We start from the raw sequence: 16887 nt of genomic DNA on the forward strand, positions 1-16887 counted from the left end.
TCGGCGACGACCACACCCCCGCGGTAGGCTCACGGCATGAGCAGATGGTCCAGCGGTTCCCAGTCGGGGCTGCGCGAGGCCAACACCGCGAAGATCGTCGACGCGGTGAAGCGCTTCGGCGGGCTCACCCAGGTGGAGCTCGCCGAAGCGACCAGCCTGTCGACCGCGACCGTGTCGGCCATCGTCAAGGAGCTCTCGCTGTCCGGGCTGGTCGAGACCCGGCCCACCTCGCGCAGCGGCCGCCGGGCGCAGCTGGTCACGATCGCCCGCCGCGCCGGCGTCGTCGCCGCCGTGCAGATCGGCAGCCGCAGCATGCGCGTTCGGCTCACCGATGTCGGCCAGGACGTGCTCGCGGACCGCGGGATGCCGCTGCCGGCCGATCACGCGGAGGACACCGTCCTCGACCGGATCACCCTGCTGCTGATCGACATGCTCGGCATGATCGCCGCCGATCCCGAGGACCTCATCGGCGTCTGCATCGCCGTGCCCGCCGCCGTCGACCCGGAGTCGGGACTGATCGCCTACCGCGGCGTGATGCGTCGCTGGGAGGACCAGCCGGTCGCGGCCGTCGTCCAGCAGCGTCTCGGGTGCCCGGTCATCGTCGAGAAGGACGCCAGCCTCGCCGCCCTCGCGGAGGCGACCCTGGGCACCGCGCGCGACGTGGCCGACAGCCTGTTCGTCCACGCCTCCTACACGACCAGCGCCGGCATCGTGCTCGGCTCCCGGCTCTACCGCGGACACGCGGGGACGGCCGGGGAGATCGGTCACCTGCAGGTCGACCCCGCCGGCTCCGTCTGCACGTGCGGACAGCGCGGATGCCTGGAGACGCTCGTCGGCGCGGAAGCGATCACCGCGCCGCTGCGCACGATCCACGGGCAGGTCACCTTCAAGGACGTGATCGCGCGCGCGGCATCCGGCGATCCCGGCTGCGCACGGGTCGTGTCGGATGCCGCGACCACGCTCGGCCGCGTGGTCGCCGGCGTCTGCCAGACCCTCGGCCCCGAGGTCGTCACCGTGGGCGGCGAGCTCGTCGAGGCGGGGCCGATCTTCCTGCTCCCCTTCGCGTCGGCGCTGCGCGACCACGCCCCGCAGGGCCGCGCCCCGCGCCGCGATCCGGTGCCCACCTCGTTCGGCAAGGATGCGGTGCTCGTCGGCGCCACGATCCACATCCTGCAGTCGACCGACCCGTCGCAGCTGCTCGAGGACCGCTCGTGAACGTGACCGCCTCGCAGGCGGAGCCGCTGCTCACGCTCCGCGGGATCACCAAGCGCTTCGGCGCCGTCGAGGCGCTCAACGACGTCGACTTCACGGTCAGCGCGCGCGAGGTCGTCGGTCTGGTCGGCGACAACGCCGCCGGCAAGTCGACGCTCGCGAAGATCATCGCCGGGGCCCTCACCCCCACCGCGGGCGAGATCCGCCTCAACGGCGAGAAGGTCGACATCGCCACCCCCGCCGACGCGAACCGGCTGGGCATCGCCACCGTGTTCCAGGACCTCGCGGTGTGCGAGAACCTCGACGTCACCGCCAACGTCTTCCTCGGCCGCGAGCTGCGCACTCCGAGCGGGATGCTGCGCGACGGCGACATGGAGCGCGAGACGCGGCGGGCGCTGAGCGACCTCGCCGCCAGCATCCCGTCGATCCGCTCTCCGCTGCGCACCCTCTCCGGCGGTCAGCGGCAGGCGGTCGCGATCGCCAGGACCCTGATCAGCCAGCCGCGGCTGGTCGTGCTCGATGAGCCCACGGCATCCCTCAGCGTCGCCCAGACCGCGGATGTGCTCACCCACATCGAGCAGCTCCGCGAGCTGGGCCTCGGCGTGGTGTTCATCAGCCACAACATCGCCGATGTCCAGGCGGTGTCCGACCGGGTCGAGGTGCTCCGCCACGGCCGCAACAACGGGTCGTTCGGTCAGGATGCCGCATACTCCGACCTCATCGCCGCGATCATCGGCACCTCGCGCAGCGCGCCGCGCCCGGCTTGACGGTCACCCTCAGGAGCGGGAGGCGGCGTCGCGCGTGAACCTCGCCGTGACGTCGTCGATCACGGGGCGGGCCATGAGCGCGAGCAGGGCGGCGAACGCCCACAGGAGGAGCAGCAGGAGGATCTCGGACGCGGCGTGCACGAGGAAGGCGCCGACCACGAGCAGCGACAGGATGCCGAGGGAGAAAGGCCAGCGCGGCAGGAGCTGGGCGAGGGCGATGCGCGCCGCATCCCTGGTGCGGAACCGGAACGACGCGGTGAGGACGATCATGTGCCCGCACCAGACCACGATGGCGGCGGCCAGGAGGAGGATGAGCGGCCGGAGGGCCGTACCGCCCTCGACGGCGCCGAGGTGTGTGAGGTTGAAGCTCAGCACCGCGAGCGCGAGGGCGGCCGGAGCGGCCCAGCGCAGGGTCGGCCCGAAGTCGCGCCGGTAGGCGCGGGAGAAATGGCGGCCCGGCGCGAGGTCGGGAGTCGCGGATGCTGCGCGCACGGCCGAGACGCCGGCGACGAGCGCGGGGGCGATCGGGGTGAGGGCGAGCAGGAACAGCGGGAGGTTCGACGGGTCGCGATCGAGGAGCATGATCGCGACCGTCGTGGGGAGGGTCGCGATCAGCAGCTGCGCCTCGAGCACGAGCATCCGGTAGACGATCGCCGCACCGCGGGAGAGCGGCCCGCGGCCGATCTCGTCGACCATTTCGTTCTTCGTGTCGCTCATGCTTCTCTCCCGGTGGTGCGGGGCGGCCGGTCATTGTGCGACCGGCCGCCCGGATGTCACTTCTCGGTCTTCGCGCGCTCGAGAGCGGTGTTGATGGTGTCGATGAGCTGGGCGGATCCGAGTCCCTCGATCTCGCCGACGTACGCGTCCCAGTCCGCATCGATCGAGCGCTGACCGGTGATGAACGCGGCGGTGGCGGCGTGCACGGCATCCGTCAGCTGGGTCTGCAGGAGCGAGGTCTGCTCCAGCTCGATCTCGTCGAGCAGCGGCGCCGGCGCGACCGGCAGCTGCTCCTTGGAGTCGAGCTGCTCCTCGGTCCAGGCCGCGATCTCCTCCGTCATCAGCGAGAGCAGCAGCTCCTTCGAGGAGCCGTTGGCCGGCAGGAACACGCCGTTGCTGTAGCCGTAGTCGGCGTTCAGCTTCTTCGGCGCACCGGCGTTGACCGCGCTCCAGCCGATGTCGTCCATGAGGATGCGGGTGCCGTCGGCATCCTTCGTGAAGGTCTCGCCCTCGACGCCCCACTGGGCGAACTCGATGCCCTCATCCGAGAAGTACTGCCAGTCGATGTACTGCAGCAGGGCCTTGAAGTACGGCTTCTCGGCCGCGTCGCTGCCGATCATGAGCCCGGAGGTGAAGCGACCGCTCGGGAGGTTCGACCCGGCGGGTCCGCCGGGGATCGAGATCAGGCGGATCGGCACGTCCGGCTGGCCGGCATCCGCGAACTTCGTCCGGTACTCGGTGAGCGTCTGGGTGTTGCTGGAGATCGCCGCCGACTGGCCCGAGATGAACTTCTGGGTGGCCTGATCGTCGCTCTGCGTGATCTCGGGGTCGAGGAGCCCGTCCTCGACGAGCCCGGTGACATCGGAGATCAGGTTGCGGTACTCGTCGGTGGTGCCCGTGAAGACGTACTCCCCGGCATCCTCGTCGTACCAGGTGTTCGAATACTGCCAGCCGGCGGCGGTGCCGTAGTTGGGCGCCATCACGTTGAGCAGCGAGCCGAGCGGCGTCGCGTCCGTCCACCGGTCCGACATCGCGTAGGCGAGTTCCGGGTTGGCCTCCTTGACCTTCTCCAGCTGCTCGGCGAACTCGTCCCAGGTCTCGGGATCCTCGGTGATGCCCGCGTTCTCCCAGAGGTCCTCGCGGATCGCGACGCTGTACTCGACGTTCGGCGTCTCACGAAGCCCCGGGAGCAGGTAGATCTTGCCGTCCGCCTGGCGGCGGTTGTCGAGCTCCTCCTCCAGCCCCCACTCCTCGACCTTCTCGGTGAAGTTGGGCATGTAGTCGAAGTAGTCGGAGACCGGCAGGACGGCTCCGCCGGAGACGAACTTCGTCTCCGTGCCGGAATAGGAGACCGAGATGATGTCGGTCGCCTCGCCGCTGCCGATCAGGAGCGACTTCTTCTGCTCGAAGTCGGACATCGGGATGTCGGTGCGCGAGAACGTGACGTTGTGGTCCTCGTCGAGGTGCTGGAAGACGGACCAGTCGTGCTGCACCGGGTAGGCCGGGTGGTCGCGGTACATCAGCGAGAACTCGACCGGCTCGGTCGCCTGGAAGGTCGTGCCGGCCTCGAAGTCGTCCATGGCGCCGACGGACTGCTCGTCGGCGATCGTGACGCCCTCGTCACCGGAGGCCTCGTCGACGGGACCGGACGAGCAGGCCGTCAGAGCGGCGGCGAAGGCGGCGATGCCCGCGACCCCCGCGAGGCTCCTGCGGGTGATGGTCATGTTGTGTCTCCTTTGTGTGAACGTCGTCGTTCGACGTGATGTCAGCCCTTGACCGACCCGAGCATCACGCCCGAGACGAAGTAGCGCTGGATGAACGGGTAGAAGCAGATGATCGGCAGCACGGTGAGCAGCATCGTCACCGCCTGGATGTTCGACGCGACCTGCGCAGTCTCGCCGCCGGCGACCTCGGCCGTGCCGGTCGCCGCGGCGATGAGGTTGCGCAGGTAGATCGTGACCGGGAACAGGGACTTGTCATCAATGAAGAGGAAGGCGTTGAACCAGGAGTTCCAGAGTCCGACCGCGTAGAACAGCGTCATCGTGGCGAGCACGGCCTTCGACAGCGGGAGGACGATCCGGAAGAAGACGCCGTACGTGGACAGCCCGTCGATCGCAGCGGCCTCCTCGAGCTCCGCAGGGAAGCTCTCGAAGAACGACTTCATCACCAGCAGGTTGAACACGCTCAGTGCGCCGGGCACGACGACCGCCCAGATGCTGTTGCGCCAGCCGAGGGTGTTCGCGATGAGGATGTAGTTCGGGATCAGCCCTCCGCCGAAGAACATGGTGAACACCGCGATCCCCACGAAGAACGTGCGTCCTTTGAGGTGGTGCTTGCTGAGCGCGTAGGCGTATGTGGTGGTGATGATCATCGCGATGATCGTGCCGACGACCGTGTACAGGAAGGTGTTGCCGTAGTTCGTCCAGAACAGCCCGTCGCCCATCACCGCGCGGAACGTGTCGATGTTGAACCCGCGCGGGATCAGGTTCACCTCGCCGGCCGCGATGTACCCCTCCGACGAGAACGCCTTCGCGACGAGGTTCAGGAACGGGTACAGCGTCACGACGCACACCAGGACCAGCAGGATCGCGTTGACCACACGGAACAGGCGGTAGCCGAGCGACTCGCGGATGACGCCGGTCTCCCGGCGGACGTGGGAGATGTCGGGCTTGGGGGGAAGGGCTTCGGTCACCATAGCGAGGTTCCAACCAGTCGACGGGAGATGAAGTTGGCGCCGAGGACCAGCACCAGGCCGATGAGCGCCTCGAAGAGCCCGATCGCGGTTCCGTACGAGAACTGGGCGGACTGGATGCCGACTCGGTAGAGGTAGGTCGAGATGACGTCGGCCGTCGAGTAGATCAGCGGATTCTGCAGCAGCAGCACCTTCTCGAACCCGACGGACATGAACGAGCCGATGTTCAGGATCAGGAGGACCATCATCGTCGGGCGGATGCCGGGGAGCGTGATGTGCCAGGTCTGCTGCCAGCGGTTCGCTCCGTCGATCCGCGCGGCCTCGTACAGCTGATCGTCGATCGTGGTGAGCGCCGCGAGGTAGAGGATCGTCCCCCACCCGACGGTCTGCCACGCCTCGGAGGACACGTAGATGGTGCGGAACCACTCCGGCCGCTGCATGAAGGGAACCGGGTCGGCGCCGAAGGCCTCGACCAGCTGATTGATGGTCCCGTTGAGCGAGGTCAGCTGCAGCACGAGTCCCGCGACGATGACGATCGACATGAAGTGCGGCAGGTACGACACCGTCTGCACGATGCGCTTGAACCTGCTCGATCGCAGCTCGTTCAGCATCAGCGCGAGGACGATCGGCAGAGGGAAGCAGATCAGGAGCGTGAACGCGCCCAGGATGACCGTGTTCCAGAACACCGTCCAGAACTGCTGGTTCGAGATGAAGGCCTCGAAGTAGTAGAAGCCCACCCACTCGTCTCCGAAGATCGACCCGCCCGGCCGGAACCTCCGGAACGCGATGACGTTGCCGAGCATCGGGACGTAGCGGAAGACCAGCAGGAACAGGATCGGCACGATCAGGAACGTGTAGAGCCTCCAGTCCCTGGCGAGCGCCCGGCGCCACGACTGCCGCGCGCGCGGAGTGCGGTCGCGCCGGAACAGGCGGCGCTGCGGGCGCGCGGTGGTGATCACCCGCGTCTCGCTCCCGGGCTGCGGCGGTGAGTCGCTGAGCGACGGCGGCGCTTCGACGATCTCAGGCATTCAGGTCCACCTCCTTGTGGTTTCTGTGCGTTTCGGCGCTGCGCGCCGTGGTGTTCTAGGGAGTGAGCACGAGGGCCGCGGCCTGAGCCTGCAGGCTGAGCTCGGCCGCCTTGAAGGCGTGCGCCTGGGTCATCGCGGTCTCCGTGCCGTCGAGGCAGTCCCGGATGAGCCGCCCGAAGTACGGGAAGCCGGTCATGCCGTTCGCGTCGAAGCGGTACTGACCCTCCTGATTCACGAGCAGCACCTGCCCTCCCCCGTTGTCGGTGGTGATGTCGGCGTACTTGCGCAGCTCCATGTAGCCGTCGGTGCCGAGGATGATCGTGCGCCCGTCACCGAAGACGCCGAGGCCCTCGGGTGTGAACCAGTCGACGCGCACGTAGCCGGAGGCGCCGTTGTCCAGCGCGACATGGGCGTCGCCGAAGTCGTCCAGGCCGGGGGTGTCGGGGTGCGCGTAGTTCGCGATCGTCGAGCTGAGGATGCTGCCGTCGGTCGCTCCCGTGTAGTGCAGGATCTGGTCGAAGTTGTGGCTGCCGATGTCGCACAGGATGCCGCCGTACTGGTCCTTGTCGTAGAACCAGGAGGGGCGTCCGCCGCCGACACGGTGCGGACCGAAGGACGCCACCTGGAGCACCTCGCCGATGGCTCCGCGCTCGATGAGCTGACTCGCGAGGATCGATGACTCGGTGTGCAGACGCTCGCCGTAGTACACGGCGTACTTCAGCCCGGTGCGCGCCGTCGCCTCCCGGGCCGCGTCGAGCTGCTCGAAGGTGGTGAGCGGCGCCTTGTCTACGAAGGCGTGCTTGCCGGCCTCGATGGCCCGCAGGCCGATCGGCGCCCGCTCCGAGGCGATCGCCGCGGTGGCGACCAGGCGGACGTGCGGGTCGTCGAGGATCTCCTGCTCCGACGACGCGACGCGCGCAGTCGGATACCGTTTCGCGAAGTCCTCCGCCTTCTCGACGTCGCGATCGAGCACCCAGGTGACCTCGGCACCGGCCTGGATGAGGCCGTCGGTCATGCCGTAGATGTGCCCGTGGTCGAGACCGACCGCAGCGAAGCGGAACTCGCCCGGCCCGACGACGGGTTCGGGGAGCGGATCGAAGGTGTACGGGTGGCTCATCGGGTCTGCTCCTGGTCTGTCACGTCGTAGGTGCGGAGGCGTCCGCACATGCCGTAGCGGCGTTCGCCGGCGGATGCTGCCGCCTGCTGCACCCGGGCTTCGTCGAGGTGGGTGGTGTCGCCCTGGGCGATGGCCTCCGCGTGGGCGAGGGATGTTCGGGCCTGGGCGAGCGGGCCCTGGCGGATGAGGTCGCCCCAGGCGGCGGCGCGGTGGCGGACGAGGACCGCGGCGGCGGCATGGAACGCGTCCAGGGCGGTGCGGTCGCCGGCGAGCACGGCATCGCGCAGGGTCTCGAACCCGGTCACGGCGAGGTCGCGGCGGCGGGCGGTCCGCTCGGCGCGGCCGTCGTCGTCGCCGCCGAGGGAGGCCGCGGCGGCGTAGGAATCGGCGCGGGCCATGACCTCCGCGGGGAACGTCATGACGGCATCGCCCGCCTCGGGAAGTCCGGCGTTGCTCATCAGCACGACCACGCGCAGATCGCCGCGATTGACGGCACGGTGGATGGTGCCGGGGGTGAACCACACCACGTCTCCTGCGGTCAGCGGCGTCTCCCGGAACCCGGCGGCGTCGATCGACTGCAGCGCACCCTCGCCGGAGATCACCACGTAGGCCTCGGTGGACACGAGGTGCATGTGCGGGCTGCCCCCGCAGACACCGTCGCCGGCAGCGGTGTCGTACACGTCGAGGTGAGACAGCGAGGTCCCACCCGGGAAGGTGCTCATGATGCCGCCTCGACCAGCGACGCCGTCTTCTCGAAGAAGTGCGGGGCGTTCGCAACGAGCCGTCCGGCGTGATAGTACGGGTCCGAGGCGGTGAGCGGCAGAGACACGAACTCCCGCTCGATGCCGGACTTGTAGATCGCCGTGACGATCTCGATGGCGTCGCGCCCGGCGCGACCGTCGGCGACCGGTTCACGGCCGTCGCGGATGGCGCCGAGGACGTCGCCGATCTGCCCCTCGTGCCCACGGTGCTTCAGCGGCTCGTGGGCGGCGGCGATCTGCTCGATGGAGGCCACGAGTGCCGCGTCACCGGTCCGCGTCGGGAAGCCGGCCGGATCCGCCGTGTCCGCCTTCACGCTCCACGGCTGCGAGACGCGGGCGTCCCGGCCCTGGATGACGATCTCCTGCTCCTCGCCGTGGTGCACGACCGAGCTGGTGAGCTGCGCGAGGCCCCGCTCGTAGCGGAAGACCGCGACAGACAGGTCCTCGACCTCGCTGTTCTCGTGCTGGGCGTTCGCGAGCATCGCGGTGACCTCGGTCGGGCTGCCGAGCAGCCACAGCAGCAGGTCGATGTGGTGGATGGCGTGGTTCAGGGTGCAGCCGCCGCCTTCCTTCTCCCACGTGCCCCGCCACCACAGGTCGTAATAGGGCAGGCCCCGCCACCATGCCGAGTCGACGCGCACGTGCGAGATCGAGCCGAGCAGCCCCGAATCGATGACCTCCTTGAGCGTGGCGAGGTCGTCGCGGAAGCGGTTCTGCGCGACGACCGAGAGCAGCTTGCCGCTGCGCTCCTGGGCGGCGAGCATCGCCTCGCACTCCTCGAGCGAGGGCGCCATGGGCTTCTCGACCAGCACGTTGACGCCGGCGTCCAGCGCCGCGATCGCGAGTGCGGCGTGCGTGGACGGCGGCGTGGCGATGCTCACCAGGTCGACGCCGGCCTCCGCGATCATCCGCGCCGGGTCGTCGTACCCGATGGCGGAGAGGCCGAACTCCTCGGCCTTCTGCGCTGCCTTGCCGGGAGCGACGTCGGCGAGCGCGACGATCTCGCAGTCGTCGGGGAAGGCCAGGTACCCCTGGATGTGCGCGTTCGCGATCCCACCGGTGCCGATGATTCCAATCCTGAGCATTGCGTCCTCGTTGAGCTCTCATTATCAATACGTACTAGTAGTACGTATTGAGGTAGTATGGTCACGAGAGATGGATCCGTCAACCGTTTTCCGAAAACGGATCGCGGATGGAGGGGAACATGCAGAAGCGGCCCACAAGCCGGGACGTCGCCAGGCTCGCCGGCGTGTCCCAGTCGACGGTGTCGTTCGTCTACACCGGTCGAGACGGGGTCGCGCCGGCGACACGCGACCGCGTACTGCAGGCGGCATCCGAGTTGAACTATCGCCCCAACCTCGCCGCGCGCGCCATGCGCACACAGCGCACCGGACGCCTGGCCGTGGTCTTCCCGGTGAGCGCCCCGAACCCGCTGAACATGCTGCGGGCGGCGACCATCGCGGCCGAGGATGCCGGCTACGTCCTCGAGATCCTGAGCCTCCCCGACGACCGGGAAGCACGTGCACAGCGGGTCGAGGAGCTGATCGACGGCGGGCAGTACGAGGGCTTCCTGTCGTTCACCCCCCTGCCCACGCGGATCCTCAACCTCTCCCGGGATCGGGGCCCGATCGTGCTCTGGGCCTCGGCGTTCGACGACGAGATGCACGCCACGGGCGTGTTCACCGACGCGGAGCCGATCGTCACCATGATGGACCGGCTGGTCGAGCTCGGCCACCGCCGGTTCCTGCACATCACCGGGCCGCTCGACTTCCCGGCCGCGGTGGCCCGCCGCGACGCCTATCTCGTGACCGTGGAGCGGCTCGGCCTCGAATCGCTCGGAGTGATCGAGGGTGACTGGACGAGCGAGGTCGGCGTCGAGGTGGTGCGCGACCTCCCCGATGAGGTGACGCCGTTCGCACTGATCGCACCCAACGACAGCGTCGCGATCGGCGCCATGCGGTCGGCGGCGCTGCGCGGATGGTCCATGCCCGGCGACATGAGCATCACGGGATGGGACGACATCGGGACGAGCGCGTTCCTCGTACCGTCGCTGACCAGCGTCATTCAGGACCGCGGCCTCGTCGGCGACTACGCGATGCGACAGCTCATCGCCGCCGTGCGCGGGGAGGCGGAGCCCGAGCCGCCCACGGAGGTGCACCGGATCGTGTGGCGCGAATCGATCGCTCCGCCGTCGGCGTGAGCGCACGCCCCGTTCACGCGTGACTGCCACCCCGCGCCCGGCTTGACGGAGGCGCGCGCCCGCTCGGGTACGTTCGAGGGATGACGAACGCCAGACCACAAGTCCAGCCGACCGGAGCGATCGTGGAAGAGGAGGAGCACCTCCGCCGCGCGCTGAGCAACCGGCACATCCAGCTGCTCGCCATCGGCGGCGCGATCGGCACCGGCCTGTTCATGGGCAGCGGAAAGACGATCTCGGTCGCCGGCCCCTCGGTGATCTTCGTCTACATGATCATCGGCTTCATGCTCTTCTTCGTCATGAGGGCGATGGGCGAGCTGCTGCTGTCGAACCTCCGCTACAAGTCGTTCAGCGACTTCGCGAGCGACCTGCTCGGCCCGTGGGCGGGCTTCTTCACCGGCTGGACGTACTGGTTCTGCTGGGTGGTCACCGGCGTGGCCGACGTCATCGCGATCGCCGGGTACACGGATGCCCTCATCCCCGGCATCCCGCTGTGGATCCCGGGCCTTCTGGTCGTGGTCATCCTGCTCGCGCTGAACCTGCCCACGGTCGCGGCCTTCGGCGAGATGGAGTTCTGGTTCGCCCTCATCAAGATCATCGCGATCGTGGCTCTCATCGTCACCGGCCTGGTGATGGTGTTCACCGGCTTCCAGCACGACGCCGGCACGGCATCCTTCGCCAATCTCTGGGAGCACGGCGGCATGTTCCCGCACGGCTTCATGGGCTTCGTGGCCGGCTTCCAGATCGCGGTCTTCGCCTTCGTGGGCATCGAGCTCGTCGGCACCGCGGCCGCCGAGACCAAGGACCCGAAGCGCAACCTGCCCAAGGCCATCAACGCGATCCCGATCCGCGTGCTGCTGTTCTACGTGGGCGCCCTCATCGTGCTGATGGCGGTCACGCCGTGGACGGAGTACGTGGCCGGGGAGAGCCCGTTCATCGCCATGTTCGCCCTCGCCGGGCTCGGCATCGCCGCCACGGTCGTGAACCTGGTTGTGCTCACCTCGGCCATGTCGAGCGCGAACTCGGGGATCTACTCGACTTCGCGCATGGTGTTCGGCCTCGCCCAGGACGGCGACGCCCCTCGCCTGTTCGGCCGGCTCTCGAAGCGCCAGGTGCCGCAGAACGCGCTGTTCCTCTCCTGCATCCTGCTGCTCTCCGGCGTCGTGCTGCTGTACGCGGGCGAGGATATCGGCACCGCCTTCGACATGGTGACCACGGTCTCGGCCGTGTGCTTCATGTTCGTGTGGACGATCTTCATGATCAGCTACGTCGTCTACCGCCGCACGCGGCCCGAGAAGGCGGCGACCTCCACGTTCCGGATGCCGGGCGGCTTGTTCATGGTCTACGTGGTGCTCGCGTTCTTCGTGTTCATCCTGTGGGCGCTGACCACGCAGCCGGACACCCTCACCGCACTGCTCGTCACGCCGATCTGGTTCGCACTCCTCATCGTGGCCTGGCTGTTCGTACGGAGGTCGCCGAACCACATCGCCCGCCACGAAGCGCACATTGCGCACCTGCGCAACGACCCGGAGGTGTGAGCCGCGGGTCGCGTTCACAACTCCTCAAGAAGGGGCCGGTTCTGCTCGGAACCGGCCCTTCTGCGGCTTCGGCGGACGTTTCTGAGGAGTTGTGAACCGGTCAGGCGGATGCCTCGGCCGCGGGCTTCGGGGTGAAGATCCGCTTCCGGAGCGCGAGGAACAGCAGCACGAGGCCGGCGGACAGCAGGATGTGGCCGAGTCCGGCGATGCCGGCGATCATCTTCGAGGACTCCTCGCCGAGCACCGTGAGCGAGCCGTGCCAGACGAGCATCGCCGAGGTGAGCACGAGGCCGGCGTTGTAGGTCCAGAAGAACCACCGGAACAGGCGGCTCTCGGAGAGAGCGAACGCGTTCTCGAGGAGCAGCACGAGCAGCAGCACGACGAAGCCGAGCACCAGCAGGTGCGTGTGCACCAGACCGAGCTGGGTCGGAGCTCCCTCGGGGAAGCCGTTGATCTTGGTGAACTCGCGGTAGAAGAGTCCGGAGGCGACGCCGAGCACGAGGTAGGCGAAGGCGGCGGAGAAGAGCTTGCGCATAGAGGATCCTTTCGAGGCTGCTTCCAGCCTCGTCCGCCGTCGTTCCAGCCGGATCCATCGAACGGTTGAGATGCGCGGGACTACAGGATCCCGGTCTCCTGGGCGATGGCGACCGCGCGGGCGCGACTGTCGGCGCCGAGCTTCTCGAAGACGTGCACGAGGTGCGTCTTCACGGTCGCCTCGGTGACGAAGAGAGTCTTCGCGATCTCGCGGTTCGACGCGCCGGTGTCGAGCAGCCGCAGCACGTCCAGTTCCCGCTCGGTGAGCCGCACCCGCGGCGCGCGCATGACCTCCACGACCCGCTCGCTCAGCTCGGGGTTCAGCACGAGGCCGCCCGCCGCAGCCTGGCGGATGGCCTGCACGATCAGATCCGGGGCGACGTCCTTGAGCAGGTAGCCCGCCGCTCCGGCCTCGATGGCGCCGAGGATCTCGGCATCCCGGTCGAAGGTGGTGAGGATGATCACGGCGGGAGCCGGATGCTGCGAGCGCAGCGCCGCCGTCGTCTGCACCCCGTCCATGCCCTCGCCGAGCCGGAGGTCGCAGAGCACCACGTCGGGGTGCAGGTGGCGGGCCAGCGCCACCGCCTCCTCGCCGGATGCCGCCTCGCCGACGATCTCGATGTCCTCCCGGCGGTCGAAGAGCGAGCGCACCCCGGCCCGCACGATCGGGTGGTCGTCGACGAGCAGCACCCGCACGGGGTTCACCGGCGGCCCCCGAGCGGGACGAAGGCCGACAGCGCGGTGCCGTCGCCGGGCGCGCTCTCCACGTCGAGACCGCCGCCGAGCTCCCGCAGCCGCGCCCTCATCGCCCGCAGCCCGTAGCCGCCGCCCGAGCCCGGCGTCTCCAGCGCGGCCGGGTCGAATCCGCGGCCGTCGTCGACGATGTCGAGGCGCACGGCGTCTCCGGCATCCGCCAGGGTGGCCACGACAAGCGTCGCGCCGGAGTGGGCGCGCACGTTCGCGAGCGCGGACTGCGCCGTCCGGAGCAGGGCCACCTCGACGTCCAGACCCAGCGCGGGGAGGTCCTCGTCGGCGTGCAGCGTCGCGGCGATCCCGGCCTCCGCGGTGAGACGCGCGAGCATCCGGCGCAGCGCGTCGCCGAGGGCGGTGCCGTCGAGCTCGGCCGGCATGAGGTCGTCGACGATGCGCCGGGCGTCGGCGAGGCCGTCCGCGGCGAGCGCGCCGATCTGCTCCAGCGCGCGGACGCGGTCCGCCTCGGCATCCGCCTCCAGTGCCGAGCGCGACAGCATCCCGATCGAGGAGAGGCTCTGCGCGACGGTGTCGTGGATGTCGCGGGAGACGCGAGTGCGCTCCGCGTTCGCGCCGGAGGCGCGCTGGGTGCGGGCCAGCTCGTCCTGCAGGGCCGCCATCTCCTCCTGCGCGGCGACGAGCGAGGCGATGAGCCGGCGGCGCTCCTGCCCGTCGCGGACGAGCTCCAGGTAGCCGCGGGAGATGCCGAGCGCGAAGACGCCGCCGACGAGCGGGCCGATGACGTTCGCGTAGCTGGTGGCACCGTGATGCAGCACGGGCGCGGCGATCGCGACGACGAGGATCAGGATGCTCAGCGGCACCGCCCAGCGCATCCGCAGCACGAACCCGGCGAGCAGCCAGAGCGCGAACGCGAGCCACACGTATTCGGGAGAGATCGCGACGGCGCCGAACCAGATGAGGGTCAGCCCGAGCAGCCACGCGGTCGCGAGTGCGCGGTCGCCGGTCCGCTCGCCGAGCAGGAGCCCCCCGGCGTACCAGCCGAGGAAGACGAGGGCGATCGCGACCACCCAGGGCAGCGGGACCCCGTCGACGACGGCCCGCCAGGAGCCGATGCCGGCGAGCATCACAGTGATCGCGGCCTGTCCGACGCGCACCGAGCCGATCAGCCCGGCCCAGGTGCGCGGGCGCGCACCCTCGGACTCGGCGGCGGTGGCATCGGCGGACGGCATCCTCACATTCTTCCCCCGCCGACGCCGGTGCGCCTCCATCATTCGATGGAGCGGATCAGGTCGCCCGGCGGGAGGAGGCCCGGGGGTGGAACCGGGCACCGGTGAGCACCGGGCCGATGCTGGGCCGGCCGTCCATGCGCGCCTGCAGCAGGTCGAGCAGCGCGGGCGCGGTGTCGCGCGGGTTGCGCTCCACGGCGGAGATCGCCGGGCGGCTGTGCCTGGTGTGCTCGGAGTCGGATGCCGTCGCCAGCAGCACGTCCTGCGGCACCCGGATCCCCCGCTCGGTGAGGGCGGCGAGCGCGCCCGCTGCGTGACGGCCGGTGAGGCAGAGCACGGCGTCCGGCACCCCGCCCTCGAGGAGGGCGGGCACCGCGCCGCGACCGCCGGCCTCGCCGTCGCGCTCGGCCGCGTGCACGACCCTCGGCGGGAGCCCCCGTTCGGCGCACCACTCGCGGTAGGCGGTCTCGATGTCGAGGTTCCAGGCGTTCGGTCCGGCGCCGCGCAGCAGCGCCACGGTGCGTGCACCGGCGGCGGCGAAGTGGTTCAGCATGCGGCGCGTGATCGCATGGTCGTCCTCCGAGGCCCAGTCGGTGAACTCGGGGCGGTCGGGATCGCGGCCGAGCGTGACGTAGGGGATGCCGCGCCGCTCCAGCAGCCGCACGACCGGGTCGTCGACGTGCGGGAGGTCGATGATGTACCCGTCCAGCCCGAGCGCGAGGGGTGGCGCAGGGCGGCGGGTGAGATCGGGCACGAGCATGACGCTGAGGCCGCGAGTCATGGCGTGCGAGGAGATGTCGCCGATGAAGCGGGCGAAGACGTCCACGCCTTCGGGGGCGTAGTCGCCGAGCAGGTCGAGCGAGCGGATGACGAGCCCGACCGCGCCGACCGGGGAGCCTCGAAGACCGCGGGCGAGAGCATCCGCCTGGTACTCCATCTCGTCCGCGATCCCGCGGATCCGCGCCCGGGTGGCGGCGCTCAGGGTGCCCGTGTCGTTGAGCGCCATGGACACCGCGGCGATGGAGACCCCGGCGCGCTGGGCGACGTCGCGGAGGCGCACCCCCCTGTTCCGGGTCATGCCGCCTCCTCGCCTTCGCGCGCGTGTTCTCAGATGTCGGATCGGATCGACGGATGCCGGCCGCATCTGCCGTTTTGACCCGACAGGTGTCCCGCCGACCCGACAACTGTGTCGAGAAGGATTGTATTAAACGTTTGATGCACTTAGCGTGATCCGCGCCGAGGCGAAGCCGCCCGGCGACGATCGACGGAGATCCCGAGTCACGAGATGAAGCTGCACTACCTGACCACCCAGACGACCGACCCCGAGGAGCGCGGCAGCGCGATCGGGCGGACCTACGGCCACTTCCTCGCCCGGTCCGGGTCGCGCTACCTCGAGCACTTCGCCGCGCTCGGCATCCCAGCCGACCAGGTGCGCGCGATCGTCGACCGCAGCCGCGAAGCCCTCGCCGCCTGGCACCCGGCGCAGCTCGCCGAGTCCGATGCGATCGCGGCCGGCGCGCACCTGGAGCCGTGGAAGGTGCTCGCGATCGGCGCCCGCACCGAGATCCTCGCCGTCGCCCCGTCGGCCGGCGAGGGCGAGTGCTCCACGGCCGTCCGCGTGCCCGCCGCGGGCGCCCCCGAGACGATCCAGACCTGGGACTGGCACGGCGACATCACCACCGACGGCCTCGTGCACCACCTCGTCTCGGAGTCCGGCCACGGCGTGAAGCTGTTCACCGAGTTCGGCACCGCGGCGAAGATCGGCGTGAACGATGCCGGTCTCGGCCTGCACTTCAACATCCTGTCGCACCGTTCCGACAGCGACGCCGGCGGGGTGCCGGTGCACGCGATCGCCCGGCGCATCCTCGACGAGGCCACGACGCTCGCCGAGGCGCGCGAGATCGCCGCCTCCGCCACCGTCAGCGCCTCCACCGTCTTCACCGTCGCGACCTTCCGCAACGGCGTCGCCGAGGCGGCGAGCATCGAGGTGTCTCCCGCGGGCGTCGGGGTCGTCGCCCCGGACGCCGACGGCTGGATCGTGCACACCAACCACTTCCTCGACCCGGCGATCGCCGAGGGCGACACGATGCGGGAGACCTCCACGACCCGCGCCCGGTATGCGCACACCTCGGCGCAGTTGGCGGAGATGACGGAGCTGGATGCCGTCGGCCGCGCCTTCGCCTTCTGCGGCACCGCCGGTGCCGACGCTCCGATCTGCATGCGCCCCGACCCTGCGCTGCCCGTGCACGAGCAGTGGGGCACGCTGCTCACGATCGCCCTGGACCTGCCCGGATTCGCCCTCGAGCTGCACGCCGGCACCCCCGACGAGGCGGCCGCCGCCGGCTTCGACCGCTTCTGAGAACCACCACCGAGACGATTGCGACACC

General features: G+C 69.7%; 16 protein-coding genes. 5 read left to right on the top strand and 11 right to left on the bottom strand.

Going from position 1 to position 16887, the window contains the following annotated elements:
• Nucleotides 1-36 precede the first annotated feature (36 nt).
• Complete coding sequence (locus tag G6G98_RS10890) at nucleotides 37-1215, top strand: ROK family transcriptional regulator (RefSeq protein WP_164234562.1); 1179 nt, start codon at nucleotides 37-39, stop codon at nucleotides 1213-1215.
• Nucleotides 1212-1979: an ATP-binding cassette domain-containing protein gene (locus G6G98_RS10895; RefSeq protein WP_164234561.1), complete on the top strand. Its 768-nt coding sequence runs from the start codon at nucleotides 1212-1214 to the stop codon at nucleotides 1977-1979. Before G6G98_RS10890 ends, G6G98_RS10895 begins: the two co-directional genes overlap by 4 nt.
• A gap of 9 nt (nucleotides 1980-1988) precedes the next feature.
• Here the strand turns inward: G6G98_RS10895 and G6G98_RS10900 are convergent, their stop codons facing one another.
• Genes G6G98_RS10900 through G6G98_RS10930 form a run of 7 tightly spaced genes read right to left on the bottom strand, consistent with a single transcriptional unit; the run spans nucleotide 1989 to nucleotide 9379 of the window.
• Nucleotides 1989-2696 carry a glycosyl transferase gene (locus G6G98_RS10900; protein WP_164234560.1) on the bottom strand — a complete coding sequence of 236 codons (708 nt, stop codon included), beginning with the start codon at nucleotides 2694-2696 and terminating at the stop codon, nucleotides 1989-1991.
• A 56-nt stretch (nucleotides 2697-2752) separates the two neighbouring features.
• The gene (locus tag G6G98_RS10905; protein ID WP_164234559.1) at nucleotides 2753-4420 is read right to left on the bottom strand and encodes an extracellular solute-binding protein; all 1668 of its coding nucleotides are present in this window, start codon (nucleotides 4418-4420) and stop codon (nucleotides 2753-2755) included.
• 41 nt (nucleotides 4421-4461) lie between these two features.
• Entirely contained in the window at nucleotides 4462-5391 is a 930-nt protein-coding gene (locus G6G98_RS10910; protein WP_164234558.1) for a carbohydrate ABC transporter permease, read from the bottom strand.
• A complete protein-coding gene (locus tag G6G98_RS10915) occupies nucleotides 5385-6416 on the bottom strand; it encodes an ABC transporter permease (RefSeq protein WP_084788145.1) in 1032 nt (343 codons plus the stop codon). The genes G6G98_RS10910 and G6G98_RS10915 overlap by 7 nt, the downstream gene beginning before the upstream one ends.
• 55 nt (nucleotides 6417-6471) lie before the next feature.
• A complete protein-coding gene (locus tag G6G98_RS10920; protein ID WP_067348282.1) occupies nucleotides 6472-7533 on the bottom strand; it encodes a Gfo/Idh/MocA family protein in 1062 nt (353 codons plus the stop codon).
• Nucleotides 7530-8255 (bottom strand): cupin domain-containing protein, encoded by a 726-nt coding sequence (locus tag G6G98_RS10925; RefSeq protein ID WP_164234557.1) that lies wholly within the window; start codon nucleotides 8253-8255, stop codon nucleotides 7530-7532. Before G6G98_RS10925 ends, G6G98_RS10920 begins: the two co-directional genes overlap by 4 nt.
• Entirely contained in the window at nucleotides 8252-9379 is a 1128-nt protein-coding gene (locus G6G98_RS10930; RefSeq protein ID WP_067348289.1) for a Gfo/Idh/MocA family protein, read from the bottom strand. The genes G6G98_RS10925 and G6G98_RS10930 overlap by 4 nt, the downstream gene beginning before the upstream one ends.
• A gap of 119 nt (nucleotides 9380-9498) precedes the next feature.
• On the opposite strand from G6G98_RS10930, the gene G6G98_RS10935 reads away from it, so the two are divergent.
• Entirely contained in the window at nucleotides 9499-10494 is a 996-nt protein-coding gene (locus tag G6G98_RS10935; protein WP_164234556.1) for a LacI family DNA-binding transcriptional regulator, read from the top strand.
• 80 nt (nucleotides 10495-10574) lie between these two features.
• Nucleotides 10575-12029, top strand: a complete 1455-nt coding sequence (gene cycA, locus G6G98_RS10940; RefSeq protein WP_164234555.1) for a D-serine/D-alanine/glycine transporter — start codon at nucleotides 10575-10577, stop codon at nucleotides 12027-12029.
• Between the two features lie 100 nt (nucleotides 12030-12129).
• Here cycA and G6G98_RS10945 read toward each other — a convergent pair whose 3' ends face one another.
• The 4 genes from G6G98_RS10945 to G6G98_RS10960 all read right to left on the bottom strand — a co-directional run bounded on the left by G6G98_RS10945 (nucleotide 12130) and on the right by G6G98_RS10960 (nucleotide 15578).
• Entirely contained in the window at nucleotides 12130-12564 is a 435-nt protein-coding gene (locus tag G6G98_RS10945; RefSeq protein ID WP_164234554.1) for a DUF2871 domain-containing protein, read from the bottom strand.
• Between the two features lie 80 nt (nucleotides 12565-12644).
• Complete coding sequence (locus G6G98_RS10950; RefSeq protein ID WP_164234553.1) at nucleotides 12645-13268, bottom strand: response regulator; 624 nt, start codon at nucleotides 13266-13268, stop codon at nucleotides 12645-12647.
• Nucleotides 13265-14503, bottom strand: a complete 1239-nt coding sequence (locus G6G98_RS10955; RefSeq protein WP_067348304.1) for a sensor histidine kinase — start codon at nucleotides 14501-14503, stop codon at nucleotides 13265-13267. Before G6G98_RS10955 ends, G6G98_RS10950 begins: the two co-directional genes overlap by 4 nt.
• 55 nt (nucleotides 14504-14558) lie before the next feature.
• Nucleotides 14559-15578, bottom strand: a complete 1020-nt coding sequence (locus G6G98_RS10960) for a LacI family DNA-binding transcriptional regulator (protein WP_067348307.1) — start codon at nucleotides 15576-15578, stop codon at nucleotides 14559-14561.
• Nucleotides 15579-15785: 207 nt separating this feature from the next.
• Between G6G98_RS10960 and G6G98_RS10965 the strand changes: the two genes are divergently transcribed.
• A complete protein-coding gene (locus G6G98_RS10965) occupies nucleotides 15786-16859 on the top strand; it encodes a C45 family autoproteolytic acyltransferase/hydolase (RefSeq protein WP_067348310.1) in 1074 nt (357 codons plus the stop codon).
• Nucleotides 16860-16887: the final 28 nt, after the last annotated feature.

It is taken from the genome of Microbacterium hydrocarbonoxydans, assembly GCF_011752045.1.
In the GTDB taxonomy this organism is placed as follows: Bacteria; Actinomycetota; Actinomycetes; order Actinomycetales; family Microbacteriaceae; genus Microbacterium.